This window comes from Pseudomonas sp. LG1D9 (assembly GCF_002949995.1).
GTDB classification, from domain to species: Bacteria; Pseudomonadota; Gammaproteobacteria; order Pseudomonadales; family Pseudomonadaceae; genus Aquipseudomonas; species Aquipseudomonas proteolytica.
On sequence record NZ_CP026881.1, the window covers coordinates 4,792,133 to 4,806,682 of the forward strand.

The following is a 14,550-nucleotide window of genomic DNA, read 5'->3' on the forward strand; positions in this document are numbered from 1 at the left end:
CGATGGCGGCAGCATGTTCCCCACATCACTAACTGAAAGAAGACTGTTCCCATGAGTGACTCCGGCCGCGCCGACGCCCTCCTAGCCGACCTACCCAAGCACGGCCGTGGCCGGCTCAAAGTATTCCTCGGTGCCGCCCCCGGCGTGGGCAAGACCTACGCCATGCTCCAGGCGGCCCACACCCAACTGCGCCAGGGCGTCAAAGTGGTGGCCGGGGTGGTCGAGACCCATGGTCGCGCCGAGACCGAGGCCTTGCTCAGTGGCTTGCCCCAGCAACCGTTGCTGCGCTCGGAATACCGTGGGGTGATGCTCGAAGAGATGGACCTCGACGGCTTGCTCGCCAGCAAGCCCCGGCTGGTGCTGGTAGACGAACTGGCCCACAGCAACGCCCCCGGCAGCCGCCACGAAAAGCGCTGGCAGGACATCCAGGAACTGCTCTCCGCCGGCATCAACGTGTTCACGACGGTCAACGTCCAGCACCTGGAAAGCCTCAACGACCAGGTGCGCGGTATCACCGGCGTGCAAGTGCGCGAAACCCTGCCGGACTGGGTGTTGCAGGAAGCCGATGAGCTGCTGCTGATCGACCTGCCATCCCGCGAGTTGCTGGAGCGCCTGCGCGACGGCAAGGTCTACGTGCCGGAGCAGGCGCGGGCCGCCATCGATGCATTCTTTACCCAGACCAACCTCATGGCCCTGCGCGAGTTGGCGATGCAGACCGCCGCCGCTCACGTGGATGACGATCTGGCCCAGGGCTACCGGCAACTGGGCCAGGCCGCGCCGACCGTGCGCGGTCGTCTGTTGGTGGGGGTGGATGGCGATGCCGAGGCCGAACGCCTGGTGCGCCACGCCAGCCGTGTGGCCCAGCGCCGGCATTTGCCGTGGAGCCTGGTGCATGTGGACAACGGCCGGATGCGCGACGAGCAGTCGCGGCTGCGCCTGCAAAACGCCCAGCAGTTGGCTGAGCGCCTGGGTGGCGAAGTGGTGTTGCTGCGTGCCGGCGAAGTGGCCAAGACCCTGATCCAGCACGCGGCCGAACGCCGTGCCAGCCTGGTGCTGGTGGGGCAGTCGCGCCCACGCTGGCGGCGTCGACTGTTCGGCGGCGGTTTGGCGGCGCGCTTGCTGCGCAATGCCCGGGGCTTGGAAATCAACGTCCTCGACAGCGATGAAACGCCGGTGCCGCCACGCTTGCCCGAGGTGCGGGGCCTGGTGTGGTTCGACTACGCTCTGGCGCTGCTGGCAACCGTGCTGGCCAGTGCATTGGCGTGGGGGGTGTCGAGTATCCTGCCGCTGCCCAACATCTCCCTGGTGTTCCTCGCGGCTGTGCTGCTGGTGGCGGTTCGCAGCAGTCTGGGCCCGGCATTGGCCTGTGCGGCGCTGTCGTTCATGACCTATGACTTTTTGTTTATCCCACCGAATTTTTCCTTCGCCATCCAGCGTGAAGAAGATGTGCTGACGCTGTTGTTTTTCCTGCTGATGGCGGCGCTGACCGGCAACCTGGCTGCGCGTCAGCGTCGGCAACTGCAAGCCCTGCGCGACACTCAGGAAGAAACCAGCGAGCTCCTCGACCTGTCGCGCAAACTCACCGCCGCCACCGACCGCCAAGCGGTGATCAGCGCAGCGGCCCATCATCTGCAGGGCTGGAGCGATTTGCAGTTGTGCCTGGTCAATCGCGACGGGCCCAGTGAGTGGAAAGTCGAGACCGGTGGGCCGATCACCTTCACCGAAGCCGAACGTGCCGCCGCCGACTGGGCCTGGCAGCACGACCAACCGGCGGGCATGGGCACTGGCACCTTGCCGTTTGGGCGCTGGTGGTGGTGGCCGTTGTCCGCTGAAAATGGTCCATTGGGTTTGCTCGGCGTCAGCCCCAAGGCCGGCCTGGAACTCAGTGGCCAACGTCGGCGCCTGCTCACGGCCTTGAGCCAGCCATTGGCCCAGGCGCTGGCCCGTGCCCAGCTGGCGCAGAATCTGGAGGCCGCCCGTTTGCATGGCGAGACCGAGCAACTGCGCAGTGCTTTGCTGGCTTCGGTGTCCCATGACTTGCGCACGCCGCTGACCTCCATGCGCGGTAGCATCGACAGCCTGCTGGCCCTGGGCGAAGCCATTCCCCTGGAAGATCGCCGCGAACTGCTCGAAGGCACTCGCGACGAAGCCGAGCGCCTGGACCGCTATATTCAGAACCTGCTGGACATGACCCGTCTGGGCCATGGCGCCTTGAAACTGGCGCGCGACTGGGTGTCGCCCGCCGATATCGTCGGCAGTTCCCTCGCCCGTTTGCGCGCGGTGCTCGCGCCGTTGCAGGTGAGTACCGACGTGCCGCCCGAGTTGCCGCTGCTGTATGTGCATGCCGCCTTGATCGAGCAAGCCCTGGTCAATGTGCTGGAAAACGCCGCACGCTTTTCACCGCCCCATGGTCGCTTGCAACTGCGTGCCGGTGTGGCGGACCAGGCGTTGTTTTTCTCGGTCAGTGATGAAGGCCCGGGGATTCCTGAAGAGGAGCGGGCGAAGATTTTCGATATGTTCTACACCGCCGCCCGCGGCGACCGCGGCGGGCAGGGCACCGGGCTCGGCCTGGCAATCTGCCAGGGCATGGTCGGCGCCCACGGCGGGCATATCAGCGTGGCCGAGGGCATCGACGGGCGGGGCACGTGCATCACCTTGTTCCTGCCATTGCAGACCCAGCCGAGCCTGGAAAGTGAAGCGTGATATCAGGTGCGCTACTCTTATTTTTTTTCAGCGATTGTGACGGAACACCATGAGCCAGACTGCGACGATTTTGGTCATTGATGACGAGCCGCAGATCCGCAAGTTCTTGCGCATCAGCCTGGCGTCCCAGGGCTATAAGGTAATTGAGGCTGGAACCGGCGCCGAAGGGTTGGCCCAGGCGGCATTGAACAAACCGGACCTGCTGGTGCTGGACCTGGGCCTGCCGGATATGGACGGCCAGCAGGTGCTGCGTGAGTTGCGCGAATGGTCGACAGCCCCGGTGCTGGTGTTGTCGGTACGGGCCAGCGAAGGGCAGAAGGTCCAGGCGCTGGACGGTGGCGCCAATGACTATGTGACCAAGCCGTTTGGCATCCAGGAGTTCCTGGCCCGGGTCCGTGCGCTGCTACGCCAGGCGCCTGTCGGAGAGGCCCAACAGGCTGCGCTGCAGTTTGGCCCGCTGACGGTCGACCTGGCCTATCGGCGGGTATTGCTGGACGGTGTCGACGTGGCCCTGACCCGCAAGGAATACGCGGTGCTGGCGCAACTGGCGCGTTATCCCGGCCGGGTGATTACCCAGCAACAGTTGCTCAAGGACATCTGGGGCCCGACCCATACCGAAGACAGCCACTACCTGCGCATTGTGGTGGGGCACTTGCGCCAGAAGCTGGCGGATGACCCGACCCAGCCACGCTTTATCGTGACCGAGGCGGGGGTGGGGTATCGGTTGTTGGGGGCTGAGGGCTGAGGGATTGTGGTGGCTGGACCGGCCTCATCGCGGGCAAGCCCGCTCCCACTTTTTGAATGCATTCACAAATCTGAATGTGGGAGCGGGCTTGCCCGCGATAGGCATAAGTATCTACACAACTTTGCCGCAACGCCTAAATCCAGGCAGATAGCGCAGTTGTGGCGAGCGGGCTTGCCCCGCGCTGGGCTGCGTAGCAGCCCTAAACCCTGCCATCGCGGTTTATCTGAAAAAATGCGAAGGGCTTTTTGGGGCTGCTTCGCAGCCCAGCGCGGGGCAAGCCCGCTCGCCACGGGGGAGTTCGTCAGTTTCTGAAAGTTGTGTAGATACCTATGCCGCGATAGGGCCCCAAGCCCCAGCGAAGCTCTCAACTCTGCTCACTCTCATACCGATCCAACGTATCACTGGCAATCTCACGCCCCAGGGCGATCAGTTCTGGCGCTTTGTAGAATTCAAAAAACCGGCACACGCGCTTGGGCACGTTGATCAGCACATCCGGCGGGTAGCCCGCGATCTTGTACTGGGCCAATGATGTCTGCATCACCTCGAAACTCTGGTTGATCAGATCCAGTAGCGATGCCGGCCCCACGTTGTCGATGATGAACGAACCGGTAGCGGATTTCGGTGCACCAGCGGACTCTGGGGCGGCGGCCGGTTGCTGGGCTTCGGGCTCGGCGCCCTCGAGCCAGGGGTTGATATCAGCGGCTTGCGCCTGCAGCGCTTCCTGTTCCAGCAACAGCAGTTGCTCGGCCTGCTTGCGCCGAAATGGCAGGTGCGAACCCAACGAGCGTACCAGGTTGTCGAAGCGGCTCTTGAACGCCGGCGGGCGCTGGATTACCGGCAGGGTGTAGTGCTTCTGGTTGGTGGCGTTGAGGTTGACCGCAATGATCAGGTCGCAATGGCTCGACACCACCGGCACGATTGGCAGCGGGTTGAGCAGGCCGCCGTCCACCAGCATGCGGTTGCCTTGCATCACCGGGGTAAACAGGCTGGGAATCGCCGCCGAGGCGCGCATGGCCTGGTGCAGGCAGCCTTCCTGGAACCAGATTTCCTGTTGGTTGGTCAGGTCAGTGGCGACGGCGGTGTAGGGAATGCGCAGGTCTTCGATATTGATCTCGCCGACGATCTTGCGGATCTGCCCGAAGACTTTTTCGCCGCGTATCGCGCCCAGGCGAAAACTCACATCCACCAGGCGCAGCACGTCCAGATAGTCCAGGCTTTCGATCCAGTTGCGGTAGTCCTTAAGCTTGCCTGCGGCATAGATCCCGCCGACCACCGCGCCCATGGAGCAGCCGGCGATACAGGCGATTTCATAGCCGCGCTTTTCGATCTCTTCGATCACCCCGATGTGGGCATAACCCCGCGCTCCACCGGAGCCCAGGACCAATGCAACGCGTTTTTTCATGATCGGATCCTTCGCAAAACAGCTGTCCACAATGCACCCAACCAGGGGGCTGCTTCAATCCTAGCTGACAAGAGTGATTATTTTCATAAGCCGAGCTAGTTGCTCGGGTATGCTTTGGCTATCGGCGCTAGGCATTTCAGGCTGTGTGATAAGGCACTTTTCGATGTAGGCAACGTCTACATCCCACGACTGTTTTCTTTTCTTGAGGTGTCATTGATGAAAGCCTGGATGTGTTTGCCTGTGATTGTGTTGGCCCTGGCCGGTTGTGCCGGCAAAACGGCCTATCGCGATAGCTGCGGCAGCCAATTGGACGCGGCGTGGCACGAACTGGATTTGGCCAAGGCTGAAGGTTTCGCCGGCACGGTCAGCTATTCCAAGGCCCTGTCGTTGCTGACTGGCGCCAAGACCCAGCAACAATTCGAAGCGTTCGAAGGGTGCGCCAGCAAGGCGGAAAAAGCCCGTTTCTATATCCGTGAGTCGCGCGCCGGGCGTTGATCCGAGTCAGCGCAACATGCCGGGGTAGTGGTTAAGGTGGTTCCAGACGCCTGTTTTGCGCAGGTACATGGACGTTGTTTATCAGGGGAAGCAGCATGTCGGCGTTGGTGGATCAGTTGGTCGCCCAGGTCATTGGCCTGGAAGTCGGATTGTTGAGTTGCCAGGCGCGCCTGGCGGCGGTTACCGATGACGAAGCGCTGCATGACCTGCGCACCACGGTGCGGCGCCTGCGCAGCCTGCTGCGCCCCTTGCGCGGGCTGCCCGGCGTCGAGCAACTGGAAGCGGCCGCCAGCGCAGTCGGCCAATTGACCACGCCGTTGCGCGACCGTGAGGTGCTGGCGGCGTACTTGCAGCAGCACGGTTATCACGACGCTGCGGCGCGGCGTCTGCGCCAGCAGCCACAAACCTATCGGCAGGTGGCGCAAAGCCCGGAAGTCGCACAACTGCTGCTGATCCTGGATGCCTTTCCCCGCTTTATCCGCGCGTCAGATCATCAAAAACTACTCAAGGGGCTGCGGGCTCACATCGAAAAGCGGCTGGCCAAGCAATGGCAGACCCTCGATGCGGCCCTGCACGATCCCGGTCACGACCGCCATCGCCTGCGCTTGTTGATCAAGCGCGTACGTTACGCGGCCGAGGCTTATCCGCAATTGGGGCAATTGCCGGCCAAGGCCATGTCCCGTCTCAAATCTGCCCAAGGCGCACTGGGGGATTGGCATGACTGCTGGCAATGGCTGGCGCAGGCCGAACATCAGGCGGATCTGCAACCTTGTGTTGCGGTCTGGCATCGCACCATGGCCCAGGCCGAAGGCAAGGCGGATCGGGTACTGGATAAGCTGGCGGCGGAGTGTTTCTGAGGCGGCGGCTTATCTGTCTGGGTATTTGGCCGGAATAAGCGCTGTACCTGGCTGGCACGCTGGTTAAGATCGCACAATCGATTTTCTTGATGTGAGGTCGCCATGCGCTTTAGTGATTTGCTCGACGCCGCCCGTAATAACCCGCTGGACGTGTCTACCCCGGCGCAATGGGCCCAGGGCCGTGCCACGTTTGGCGGCCTGGTCGCCGCCTTGCAATACGAAGCCTTGCGCGCCCAGGTGCCGGCAGACCGGCCGTTGCGTTCGTTGGCCGTGACCTTTGTCGGGCCGGTGGCGCCAGACGTCTCTGCCAGCTATCAAGTGGAAGTGCTGCGCGAAGGCAAAGCGGTCAGCCAGTTGCTGGGGCGGGTGGTGCAGGGTGGGGAAGTAATGACCCTGGCACAGGCCAGTTTCGGCGCATCACGGCCTTCGGAGATCGACGTGCCAGCATTGCCCGCGCCAACCTTCAAGCATTGGGACGAATGCCAGGAACTGCCCTATATCAAAGGCGTGACGCCTGAGTTCATGCGCTACCTGGCGATGCGCTGGAGCGTCGGCGGTTTGCCGTTCACGGGCAACAAATCCCGGGAGATGGGCGGCTGGGTGCGTTTGCGCGGGGATGTGAAGGAGGAGCCTTTGACCGAAGCGCATATCCTCGCGCTGGTGGATGCCTGGCCGCCGGCCCTGCTACCGCACCTGAAGCGGCCTGCAGCGGGCAGCACCCTGACCTGGACCATCGAATTCATCCAGCCTCTGGCGCAATTGACGACCCTGGACTGGTGCCAGTACCACGTCGAGATCGAGCATGCCCGCGACGGCTATGGTCATGCCGCTGCGATGTTGTGGGGGCCTGACGGCCAGTTGATCGCCATCAGCCGCCAGACCGTGGTGGTGTTCGCCTGAGCCCGCGTCAGTGGCGGTGGCGCTGACGCCAGGCTTGCCACCAGCCGCCACTGAGAACAAAGCGTGGAAAGGTCACGAACTGCTCGACCACCAGGCGCTGCACTGCATCCTTACGATCACTGAACGGCTCGCTGGCCTGGGCTTCCAGGCTGTGCCCATGACGTTGCAGGGCCAGGCCGGCCAACACGCCGACCACGCCGATGGCAAAGCTGGCCAAGCTCAGGCTGAACACCCCGGACACAATCAGCAGAAACCCGACGATGAACAGCGGTACTGCAATCAGGTGCAACACCAGGTTGGTCGGGTGCTGATGGTTCTGCGGGTAGGCGCGCCATTGCCAGGCCGGGAGATTGGGGTGACGTTTGCCCATGATGATAAATCCTCTGTCCATTGATACTCGATGAACAGAGTCTAGGTGGGGCGGGCAGGGGCGGCGAATTGGGGTTGGCTATGGGGGTTATAGCCAATTGACGGGTTCAGCCAACGGCAAGCGTTGGCTGAACGGCAGGCAAACCTCACAACTTCAGTTGACCGATCGCCTTGCTCAACTCGCCAGCCAGGGTCGCCAGTTCGTTGCTGGTGGTCGCGGAGTCCACGGTCTGTTGCACGGTGTTTTCTGTGACATCACGGATGCTCACCACCGCACGGTTCATCTCTTCGGCCACATGGCTTTGCTGTTCGGCGGCGACCGCAATCTGCGTGTTGCTCTCGCGCATCTGCGCCACGGCGCTGGTGATTTCCGCGAGTGAGGCGCCGGCTTCCTGGGCCTGCTGCACGCAGTCATCGGCCTTGAACGAGCTTTCCTGCATAAAATCCACCGCATCCCGGGTGCCGGCCTGCAGGGCCGAGACCATGCGCGTGATCTCATCGGTGGAGCTTTGCACGCGCTTGGCCAGGTTGCGCACTTCATCGGCCACCACGGCAAAGCCGCGGCCCATCTCCCCGGCACGGGCGGCTTCGATGGCAGCGTTGAGGGCCAGCAGGTTGGTCTGTTCGGCGATGCTATGGATCACCCCGACCACGCCGTTGATCTTCTGACTGTCCTCGGCCAGCTTCTGGATCATCTCGGCGGTTTGCTGCACGCCGGTGGACAACCCGGCAATCGAACGCTGGACCCGGGTCACCACTTCCTGGCCGCTGCCGGCCAGGGTGTCGGCGGTCTGTGACAGGTCCCGTGTGGCGCCGGCGTGCTGGGCAATGTGATACACGGTGGCGGTCATTTCATTGATCGCGGTGGCTGCCTGGTCCGTCTCGCTTTGCTGGCCGAGCATGCCGTGCTGGACTTCATTCATGCTGCTGGCCAGGCGCGCGGCACCGTCGTCCAACAGTTTGGCGGTGCGCGCCACGGTACTGACCACCCGCTGGTAGCCGGCCTGCATGGCGTTGAACGCGCTGGCCATCTGCCCGACTTCGTCCTTGCAGGCCAGGGGAACGCGGGCCGAGAGGTCGCCGGTTTTTTCTACGTGCAGCATCACGTCTTTCAAGGTGTTGAGTTGGGCGAGCAAAAAGCGGATCAGCAGTTGCGAGGCACAGAGCATCGCCAGCATCAGGATCAGCACCGCCACCGCGTAGTTGGTGAAGCGTTCGGTAAACACCTGGCTCAGGCTCGGTGCATACGCCAGTACGGCGATTTGCTGGCCGTCGGCGCGGGAGATGACCTCGGCGCCCAGCAACGGGTTTTCGCCGAACAGCGGCATAGAGTTGAACTCGACCCAGCCATTGGCCTCGCTGAGGGCGGACAGGTCCTGCTCTGCCAGTTCGGGAGCCAGGCCCCGCTGGAACACCAGCCAGTGCTCGTCCTTGGGCAGCGGCTGCCCCGCCGGCCATGCGCCGAGCAAGCGCCCCTGGGCTTGTGCCGAGGCTTGGGAGGCATGGCTGCGGGCCTGTTGCTCAAGGTGCACGGCATACAGCACCAGCAGCAGCGTGGTGATGAAAGCGACCGCATTCACGGCCCAGAATTTGTACTTCAGCGAGATATTGCTAAGCCAGGCACCCATGGAAGGTTTTCTCTGATAGCGGAAACAGTTTTGGCAAGGTGCCATTATTGTGCCGCTATTCGGAAAAAGGGTGTTGATGTGGGTCAATGCGCCGCGTCAATCCAACGCAGGCAGGCCGAAAAACGCACGGGAGCAGGCGGTGCTGTGTTGGGCCAGGTCTTCCAGGCTTTCTTCGCGGTGCAGGGCCACTTCGCGCAACACCTCCGGCAAGTAGGCTGGCTCATTGCGCCCGTTCTTCGGTTTGGGCCGCAGGGTACGCGGTAGCAGGTAGGGCGCGTCGCTTTCCAGCATCAGGCGGCCCCGGGGGATTTCCCTGACAAGCGGGTGCAGGTGTGTGCCACGGCGTTCGTCACATATCCAGCCGGTGATACCGATATGCAGGTCCAGGTCGAGGTAGCTGAACAGTGCGCGTTGTTCGCCGGTGAAGCAGTGCACCACGGCGGCGGGCAGTTGATCGCGGTAGTCGCGCAGGATCTCCAGCAGGCGCTGGTTGGCGTCCCGTTCATGGAGAAACACCGGCAAGCGCAATTCGACGGCCAATGCCAGGTGGGCTTCGAGGACTTTTTCCTGCTGGGGGCGGGGTGAGAAGTCACGGTTGAAGTCCAGCCCGCATTCACCCACGGCACGTACCCGGTCCTGGCTGAGCAGGTCACGCAGTTGCCGCTCGCTGTCGGCATTCCAGTCGCTGGCGCTATGGGGGTGAATGCCCGCGGTGCTGAACAAGCGTCGGGCGCTTGGATCCAAGCGCTGGCATAGTTCCAGGGCTTGTTCGCTGCCGTGCACGCTGGTGCCGGTGACCACCAGCTGGCCCACGCCGGCGGCATAGGCGCGGTCGAGCACGGCCTGGTGTTTGTCGTCGAAACTGGGGTTGGTCAGGTTGACGCCAATATCAATGAGTTGCATGGTGCTATCTCCGCCTGCGGCCGGAAAGTCTATCAGAGCTGTGGATTTATAAGAAAAGCCAAGAACTACAACGAGTTATCGCTGTCTTTGAACGTCGCAAGTCACACCGTGGTTGGCCGAAGGCCTGCTGCTGTGACACCCTTGCGCCCAAAGTCTGCGCCTCTGGCGCTCTGTTTCTGTCCCCCAATGTGGCGTTTTTCGCGGTGCATGGGGCCTTGTTCTTTCCGGAGAGCGGATGATCCGACCCTCGGCATTGCTCATGGTATGCCTGACGCTACTGCTGCCCAACGCGGCGGTTGCGCGTCTGGACGGGCCGCTGGAAGTGACCAAGCCGGGCAAGGTCCGCGACCTGGCCGAAATCCGCAGCAGTCGCACGTTGCGCGTGCTGGTCAACCAGAGTCGCAACAGCTCCGGTGAAGTCCAGGGCCAGTCAATTGGTGTCGAGTACCATCGCCTGCGGGCCTTCGAACACTACCTCAATGGCCGCGCCCGCGATGGCCAGGAAATCAACCTCAAGATCATTCCCAAGGCCAAGGATCAGTTGCTGGGCGCGCTGGCCCGTGGCGAAGGTGACCTGGTGGCGCCCGGTGAGCTGCTGGATGCGACGGCTGCCCACAAGATCAGCAGCAGTGACCCGATTGCCAGTGACGTGCCGCTGTGGCTGGTGGGTCTCAAGGGCCAGCGGCGGTTTACCCGGTTGGAGCAACTGTCCGGGCGCACCCTGGCCCTGACCACGGGCAGCGCAGCAGGGGAGGCGGTCAACCAGATCAACCAGAAGCTGGCGCTGCGCAAGCTGCCGCCGGTCAAGGTGGAATGGGTGGACCCCAGCCTGGCGGTGGAAGATGTGCTGGAGATGGTCCAGGCCGGGATCTTCCACCTGACCATTGTCGAGCGACCGATTGCCGAGCGCTGGTCGAAGATCCTGCCCAAGTTGCGTTTCGACAAGCAAGTGGCGATCAGTGAGCCGGGTGAGGAGTACTGGTTCGTGCGCCAGGATGCGTCGATGCTGCGGGCGAGCATCGACCGCTTCCTGAAAACCTACAAGACCCCGTCAGACCAGGATGTAGCGTTCCAGCGTATCTATCGGCGCCTCTACCAAGTGCGTTACCCCTTGGCGCGGGCCGATCGCCAGCGCCTCGAAAAGCTGCGCCCGGTCTTGCAAAAACATGCCCGGGAACAGGGCATGGACTGGCTGAACCTGGCGGCCCTGGCCTTCAAGGAATCGTCCCTCAATCCCGCCGCGAAAAGTGGCAGCGGGCCCACCGGCCTGATGCAGATCACCCCGTCGGCCGCCCAGCGTGTGGGGGTCAACAATATCCAGACTCTGGACAGCAATGTGCAGGCAGGGGCGCGCTACCTGGCGCTGATTCGCCGCAAGTTCTTCGCCAGCCCCAAGCTCAATGAGCGCGAACGTATGGCGTTCGTCCTGGCCGCCTACAACATGGGCCCGGAACGGGTGCAGGGCATGCGCGCCGAGGCCAGGCGTCGGGGGTTGAACCCCAATCAGTGGTTCTTCCAGGTGGAGCGCATCGCCATGGAGCAGGTTGGAATGGGTGGCGTCAGCTATGTTAATAGCGTGAACAAGTACTACTTGGCATTTGATCGGGAACGGGACTCTCTGGAGCCGGTGGCGACCAAGATCGTCTCACGCAAATAATCTAATTAATCGATATTGATTAACGCTATTTTCGGCTTTTATCATTCTATAAACTGATTAATATAGCGGCCAACCAACCCCATCATCGAAAAGGATTATCTACATGAGCCCAATGATCAGAAACGTTCTGTCCACCCGTGCAGGCTTCGGCTTGACTGTCCTGCGGATTTTCGTCGGCATCATCTTTGCCGCCCACGGTTCGCAAAAACTCTTTGGCTGGTTCGGCGGTGGTGGCCTGGCGGGCACGGCGCAGTGGATGGAGAGCATCGGCCTGGCCCCAGGTACGCTGATGGCGCTGTTGTCGGGCGGCACTGAGTTCTTTGCCGGCCTGGCGCTGATCATTGGCCTGCTGGCACGCCCAGCGGCGCTGGGTCTGACGATTGTCTCGCTGGTGGCGATATTCTCGGTGCATATCAGCAACGGTTTGTTCATGGCCAACAACGGCTATGAGTTCGCCCTGGCGCTGCTGGGCGGCACGGTGGCGGTCCTGTTCGAAGGTGCTGGCAAACTGTCTGTCGATCGCGCCATCGCCAATTGATCTTGCAGCACACGTGTTAAAGGCCCGCCCGTGCGGGCCTTTTTCGTTGTAGGGGATTCTTGACACCGCCCCACCGGCTTCTCTAGGATGCTGCATGCGCCGATTTAAACAGCTAATTGCGGGGCGCCACAGGGACTCACTGCAGCCCCGACAGAAGCCTGCTCCAGGTTTCGAAATACCGCTAAAGCGCTGGTTCGGTGTTGCCTCTCACCTGCCCGCAGACTTTTGAGGCAGAGACACGACACGATGAATGCACTACGACCTCTTGTACGCCTGGCCCCGATCACTGCGGGCCTCACTCAGCGCAACCCTAAAATCCTGCTTGGCGGCAAGCACCAACCGACGTTATTGCGTTATCTGGATGGCTGGCCCCGCCGTACTGGCCGCCCTTCGGCTTTCTTGATCCAGTTTGTCGAAGACGGCGAGTCCCTGGCGCGCTTTGCCACGAACAGCTTTGACCTGGCGGTGATCCAGGCGCCCAACGCCGACGATGCCGGTGAGTTCATCCGACACCTGACCCGCGTAGCGCGCCAGGGTTTGATTACCCGCCGCTGACCGCGACGCTCAATAGAACGCCGCGGCGGGTGGATGTTGGCGGCGTCGGTGCGAGATGAGAATCCCCAGCCCCAGCAGGCTCACCATCAACGGAACAGTGACGATAGTGAGCAGGGCTACCGTGCGCTCCAACTGCCGAACGTCCTTGTAGGCTTCCTTCTTCAGGGTGTGAAGTTCCAGGCGCAAGCGCAGGCGTTCTTTGTTCAGCGCCTGCAACAGCGTATTGGAGGAAAGGGCCTGGCTTCCCAGCCTCGATAAAGGCGCGTTGAGCGTCTGCCACTCCTTTTCTGCCTGGTCCAGACGTTGCTCCAGAAGGTTGGCTTTTTTCCGGTAGGACTGCGCGGCCTCGTTGCGCATTCTGTCCAGCAACCCTGGCTGTGGCCCGTCGCTTGCGCGGGGGCTGATAGCGCTTAGTGTGTCAGGTGCCGCCAGGTTATCCAGGGTGTTGAAGACAAACCTGGCGTTGCCCGGACGCTGCGCTTGGTGTCCATTGGCAGTGCGTGCGGCCAGCCAGACGCGGTCACTGAGCAAGTCAGTGTCGGCAACTAGCACTACATGGATATTGGCGGCTTTTTGCAACGTCGCTTTCTGGCCGTTGATGCCGTCAGGAAAGGCGGAGTAGGCGGGTCCCTGTATCCGTGCGGCGATCACACTCGATCGGCCGCGCATGGCGGCTTCGCTGAGCATGGCGTCGAACCCATCCTGTTGGGCGAAGCGTGCGCCATCGAACGTATAGGCTCGCTCCGAGCTCCAGAGCAGGGGAGTGAAGGTGGTGCGGCTTTTTTTCAGGGGCATGAGCGTACCGGAATTCAACAGTGTCACCCTGTCAACGCCCCAACTGCTGATATCGCTCTGCGCCATTGACTCTCGGGTCAGGGTGAGCGCCCCAGGATGGCGTACGGGTGCTTGGCCGTTCGCCACCGCTACCGGCGTTGCGTAGAGGCTGTCTGCCAATACCTGGTTCGCTGGCACCTGCACGCCCCATGCGGCGAGCAGGTTTTGCTGGCCAGGGTTCTCGGTGGTTGAGCCCGGTTCATCCAGGGGGTCGATAAACATCAGCAGCTTGCCCCCAGCCAGGACAAATTGATCAATGGCAAAAAGCGCTTGCTCCGGTAGTCGAGCGGGCTGCACCACCATCAAGGTCTTGATGTGCCCGGGGATACGCGAAATGTCGTTGCCCAGGCTCACCAGATTGAACTGAGCGCGGATTTCCTTGAGCAACTGCCAAGGCGGTGTGATTTGCTGATTGCGTTCATCCCGGCTGCCGTCCACGGTTAAGCCGCTGATCAGGCCGATTACCGGCTGTTCCTGGCGTGCGACGTTGTGGACCAAGTGGCTGATCTCATACTCCAGGAAGTTCGCCTGGGCCGGGTCGAAGCGTTCGATTTTCTGAGGTTCATGGTTGGCGCGGGTGCCGATGAGCCCGAACAGCCCCTGCGTTCTATCCAGGCCCAATGACTCGGCCTGGTACTCCTCCTCTGAAAAGGGCTCAGGGTCAATCAGGTGCAGCGTGATGTTGCCGTTTGATGCGCCTTCATAGGCTTTGAGCAGCAGCGCGATGTATGCGCCATGGCTTTTCAATGCTTCACTCTTGCGGGCGTGACTGGCGTTGAAAAAATGCACCTCCATGGGGGTTTCAAGCCCCGCGAGCAGGGCCTGCGTCGAAGGCGACAGGGTATGGATTTTTTTCTCTGAGAGGTCCAGGCGGTAGTTGGGCAGCTTCAGTGCCCAAACCAGGTTAAAGGCAAGAAAAAGCAGGACGATGACGATCAACGTCACGCCGAAGTTCATGAGGTTC

The 14,550-nt window shown here is 62.1% G+C and carries 13 protein-coding genes; 8 read left to right on the plus strand and 5 right to left on the minus strand.

Annotated features, from left to right (window positions below):
• The first annotated feature begins 51 nt into the window (after positions 1 to 51).
• Together C5F71_RS22455 and C5F71_RS22460 are read left to right on the plus strand one after the other, a co-directional pair.
• Positions 52 to 2,703 (plus strand): sensor histidine kinase KdpD, encoded by a 2,652-nt coding sequence (locus C5F71_RS22455; RefSeq protein ID WP_104911971.1) that lies wholly within the window; start codon positions 52 to 54, stop codon positions 2,701 to 2,703.
• A 49-nt stretch (positions 2,704 to 2,752) separates the two neighbouring features.
• The gene (locus C5F71_RS22460) at positions 2,753 to 3,448 is read left to right on the plus strand and encodes a response regulator (protein ID WP_070995179.1); all 696 of its coding nucleotides are present in this window, start codon (positions 2,753 to 2,755) and stop codon (positions 3,446 to 3,448) included.
• Positions 3,449 to 3,812: 364 nt separating this feature from the next.
• On the opposite strand, the gene C5F71_RS22465 is transcribed toward C5F71_RS22460, so the two are convergent.
• Positions 3,813 to 4,850 (minus strand): patatin-like phospholipase family protein, encoded by a 1,038-nt coding sequence (locus C5F71_RS22465; RefSeq protein WP_029300796.1) that lies wholly within the window; start codon positions 4,848 to 4,850, stop codon positions 3,813 to 3,815.
• A 216-nt stretch (positions 4,851 to 5,066) separates the two neighbouring features.
• Between C5F71_RS22465 and C5F71_RS22470 the strand changes: the two genes are divergently transcribed.
• From C5F71_RS22470 to C5F71_RS22480, 3 genes are all read left to right on the plus strand, one after another.
• Positions 5,067 to 5,345, plus strand: a complete 279-nt coding sequence (locus tag C5F71_RS22470) for a hypothetical protein (RefSeq protein ID WP_029300795.1) — start codon at positions 5,067 to 5,069, stop codon at positions 5,343 to 5,345.
• A 95-nt stretch (positions 5,346 to 5,440) separates the two neighbouring features.
• Complete coding sequence (locus tag C5F71_RS22475; RefSeq protein WP_104911972.1) at positions 5,441 to 6,202, plus strand: CHAD domain-containing protein; 762 nt, start codon at positions 5,441 to 5,443, stop codon at positions 6,200 to 6,202.
• Positions 6,203 to 6,304: 102 nt separating this feature from the next.
• Positions 6,305 to 7,102, plus strand: coding sequence for an acyl-CoA thioesterase II (locus C5F71_RS22480; RefSeq protein ID WP_104911973.1), 798 nt, complete (start codon positions 6,305 to 6,307; stop codon positions 7,100 to 7,102).
• A gap of 7 nt (positions 7,103 to 7,109) precedes the next feature.
• Here C5F71_RS22480 and C5F71_RS22485 read toward each other — a convergent pair whose 3' ends face one another.
• The 3 genes from C5F71_RS22485 to C5F71_RS22495 form a co-directional block, all read right to left on the minus strand.
• Positions 7,110 to 7,472, minus strand: a complete 363-nt coding sequence (locus C5F71_RS22485) for an Mpo1-like protein (protein WP_104911974.1) — start codon at positions 7,470 to 7,472, stop codon at positions 7,110 to 7,112.
• A 145-nt stretch (positions 7,473 to 7,617) separates the two neighbouring features.
• Positions 7,618 to 9,099, minus strand: a complete 1,482-nt coding sequence (locus C5F71_RS22490) for a methyl-accepting chemotaxis protein (protein ID WP_029297948.1) — start codon at positions 9,097 to 9,099, stop codon at positions 7,618 to 7,620.
• 96 nt (positions 9,100 to 9,195) lie between these two features.
• On the minus strand, positions 9,196 to 10,002 hold the full coding sequence (locus C5F71_RS22495) for a TatD family hydrolase (protein ID WP_070995443.1): 807 nt from the start codon (positions 10,000 to 10,002) through the stop codon (positions 9,196 to 9,198).
• A 235-nt stretch (positions 10,003 to 10,237) separates the two neighbouring features.
• Here C5F71_RS22495 and C5F71_RS22500 point away from each other — a divergent pair, with 235 nt between their 5' ends.
• The 3 genes from C5F71_RS22500 to C5F71_RS22510 all read left to right on the plus strand — a co-directional run bounded on the left by C5F71_RS22500 (position 10,238) and on the right by C5F71_RS22510 (position 12,752).
• The gene (locus C5F71_RS22500) at positions 10,238 to 11,659 is read left to right on the plus strand and encodes a transglycosylase SLT domain-containing protein (RefSeq protein ID WP_029297952.1); all 1,422 of its coding nucleotides are present in this window, start codon (positions 10,238 to 10,240) and stop codon (positions 11,657 to 11,659) included.
• A gap of 103 nt (positions 11,660 to 11,762) precedes the next feature.
• Entirely contained in the window at positions 11,763 to 12,197 is a 435-nt protein-coding gene (locus C5F71_RS22505; protein WP_029297954.1) for a DoxX family protein, read from the plus strand.
• Between the two features lie 246 nt (positions 12,198 to 12,443).
• Positions 12,444 to 12,752, plus strand: a complete 309-nt coding sequence (locus C5F71_RS22510; RefSeq protein ID WP_029297956.1) for a hypothetical protein — start codon at positions 12,444 to 12,446, stop codon at positions 12,750 to 12,752.
• Positions 12,753 to 12,761: 9 nt separating this feature from the next.
• On the opposite strand, the gene C5F71_RS22515 is transcribed toward C5F71_RS22510, so the two are convergent.
• Positions 12,762 to 14,543: a Gldg family protein gene (locus C5F71_RS22515; protein WP_256587974.1), complete on the minus strand. Its 1,782-nt coding sequence runs from the start codon at positions 14,541 to 14,543 to the stop codon at positions 12,762 to 12,764.
• Positions 14,544 to 14,550: the final 7 nt, after the last annotated feature.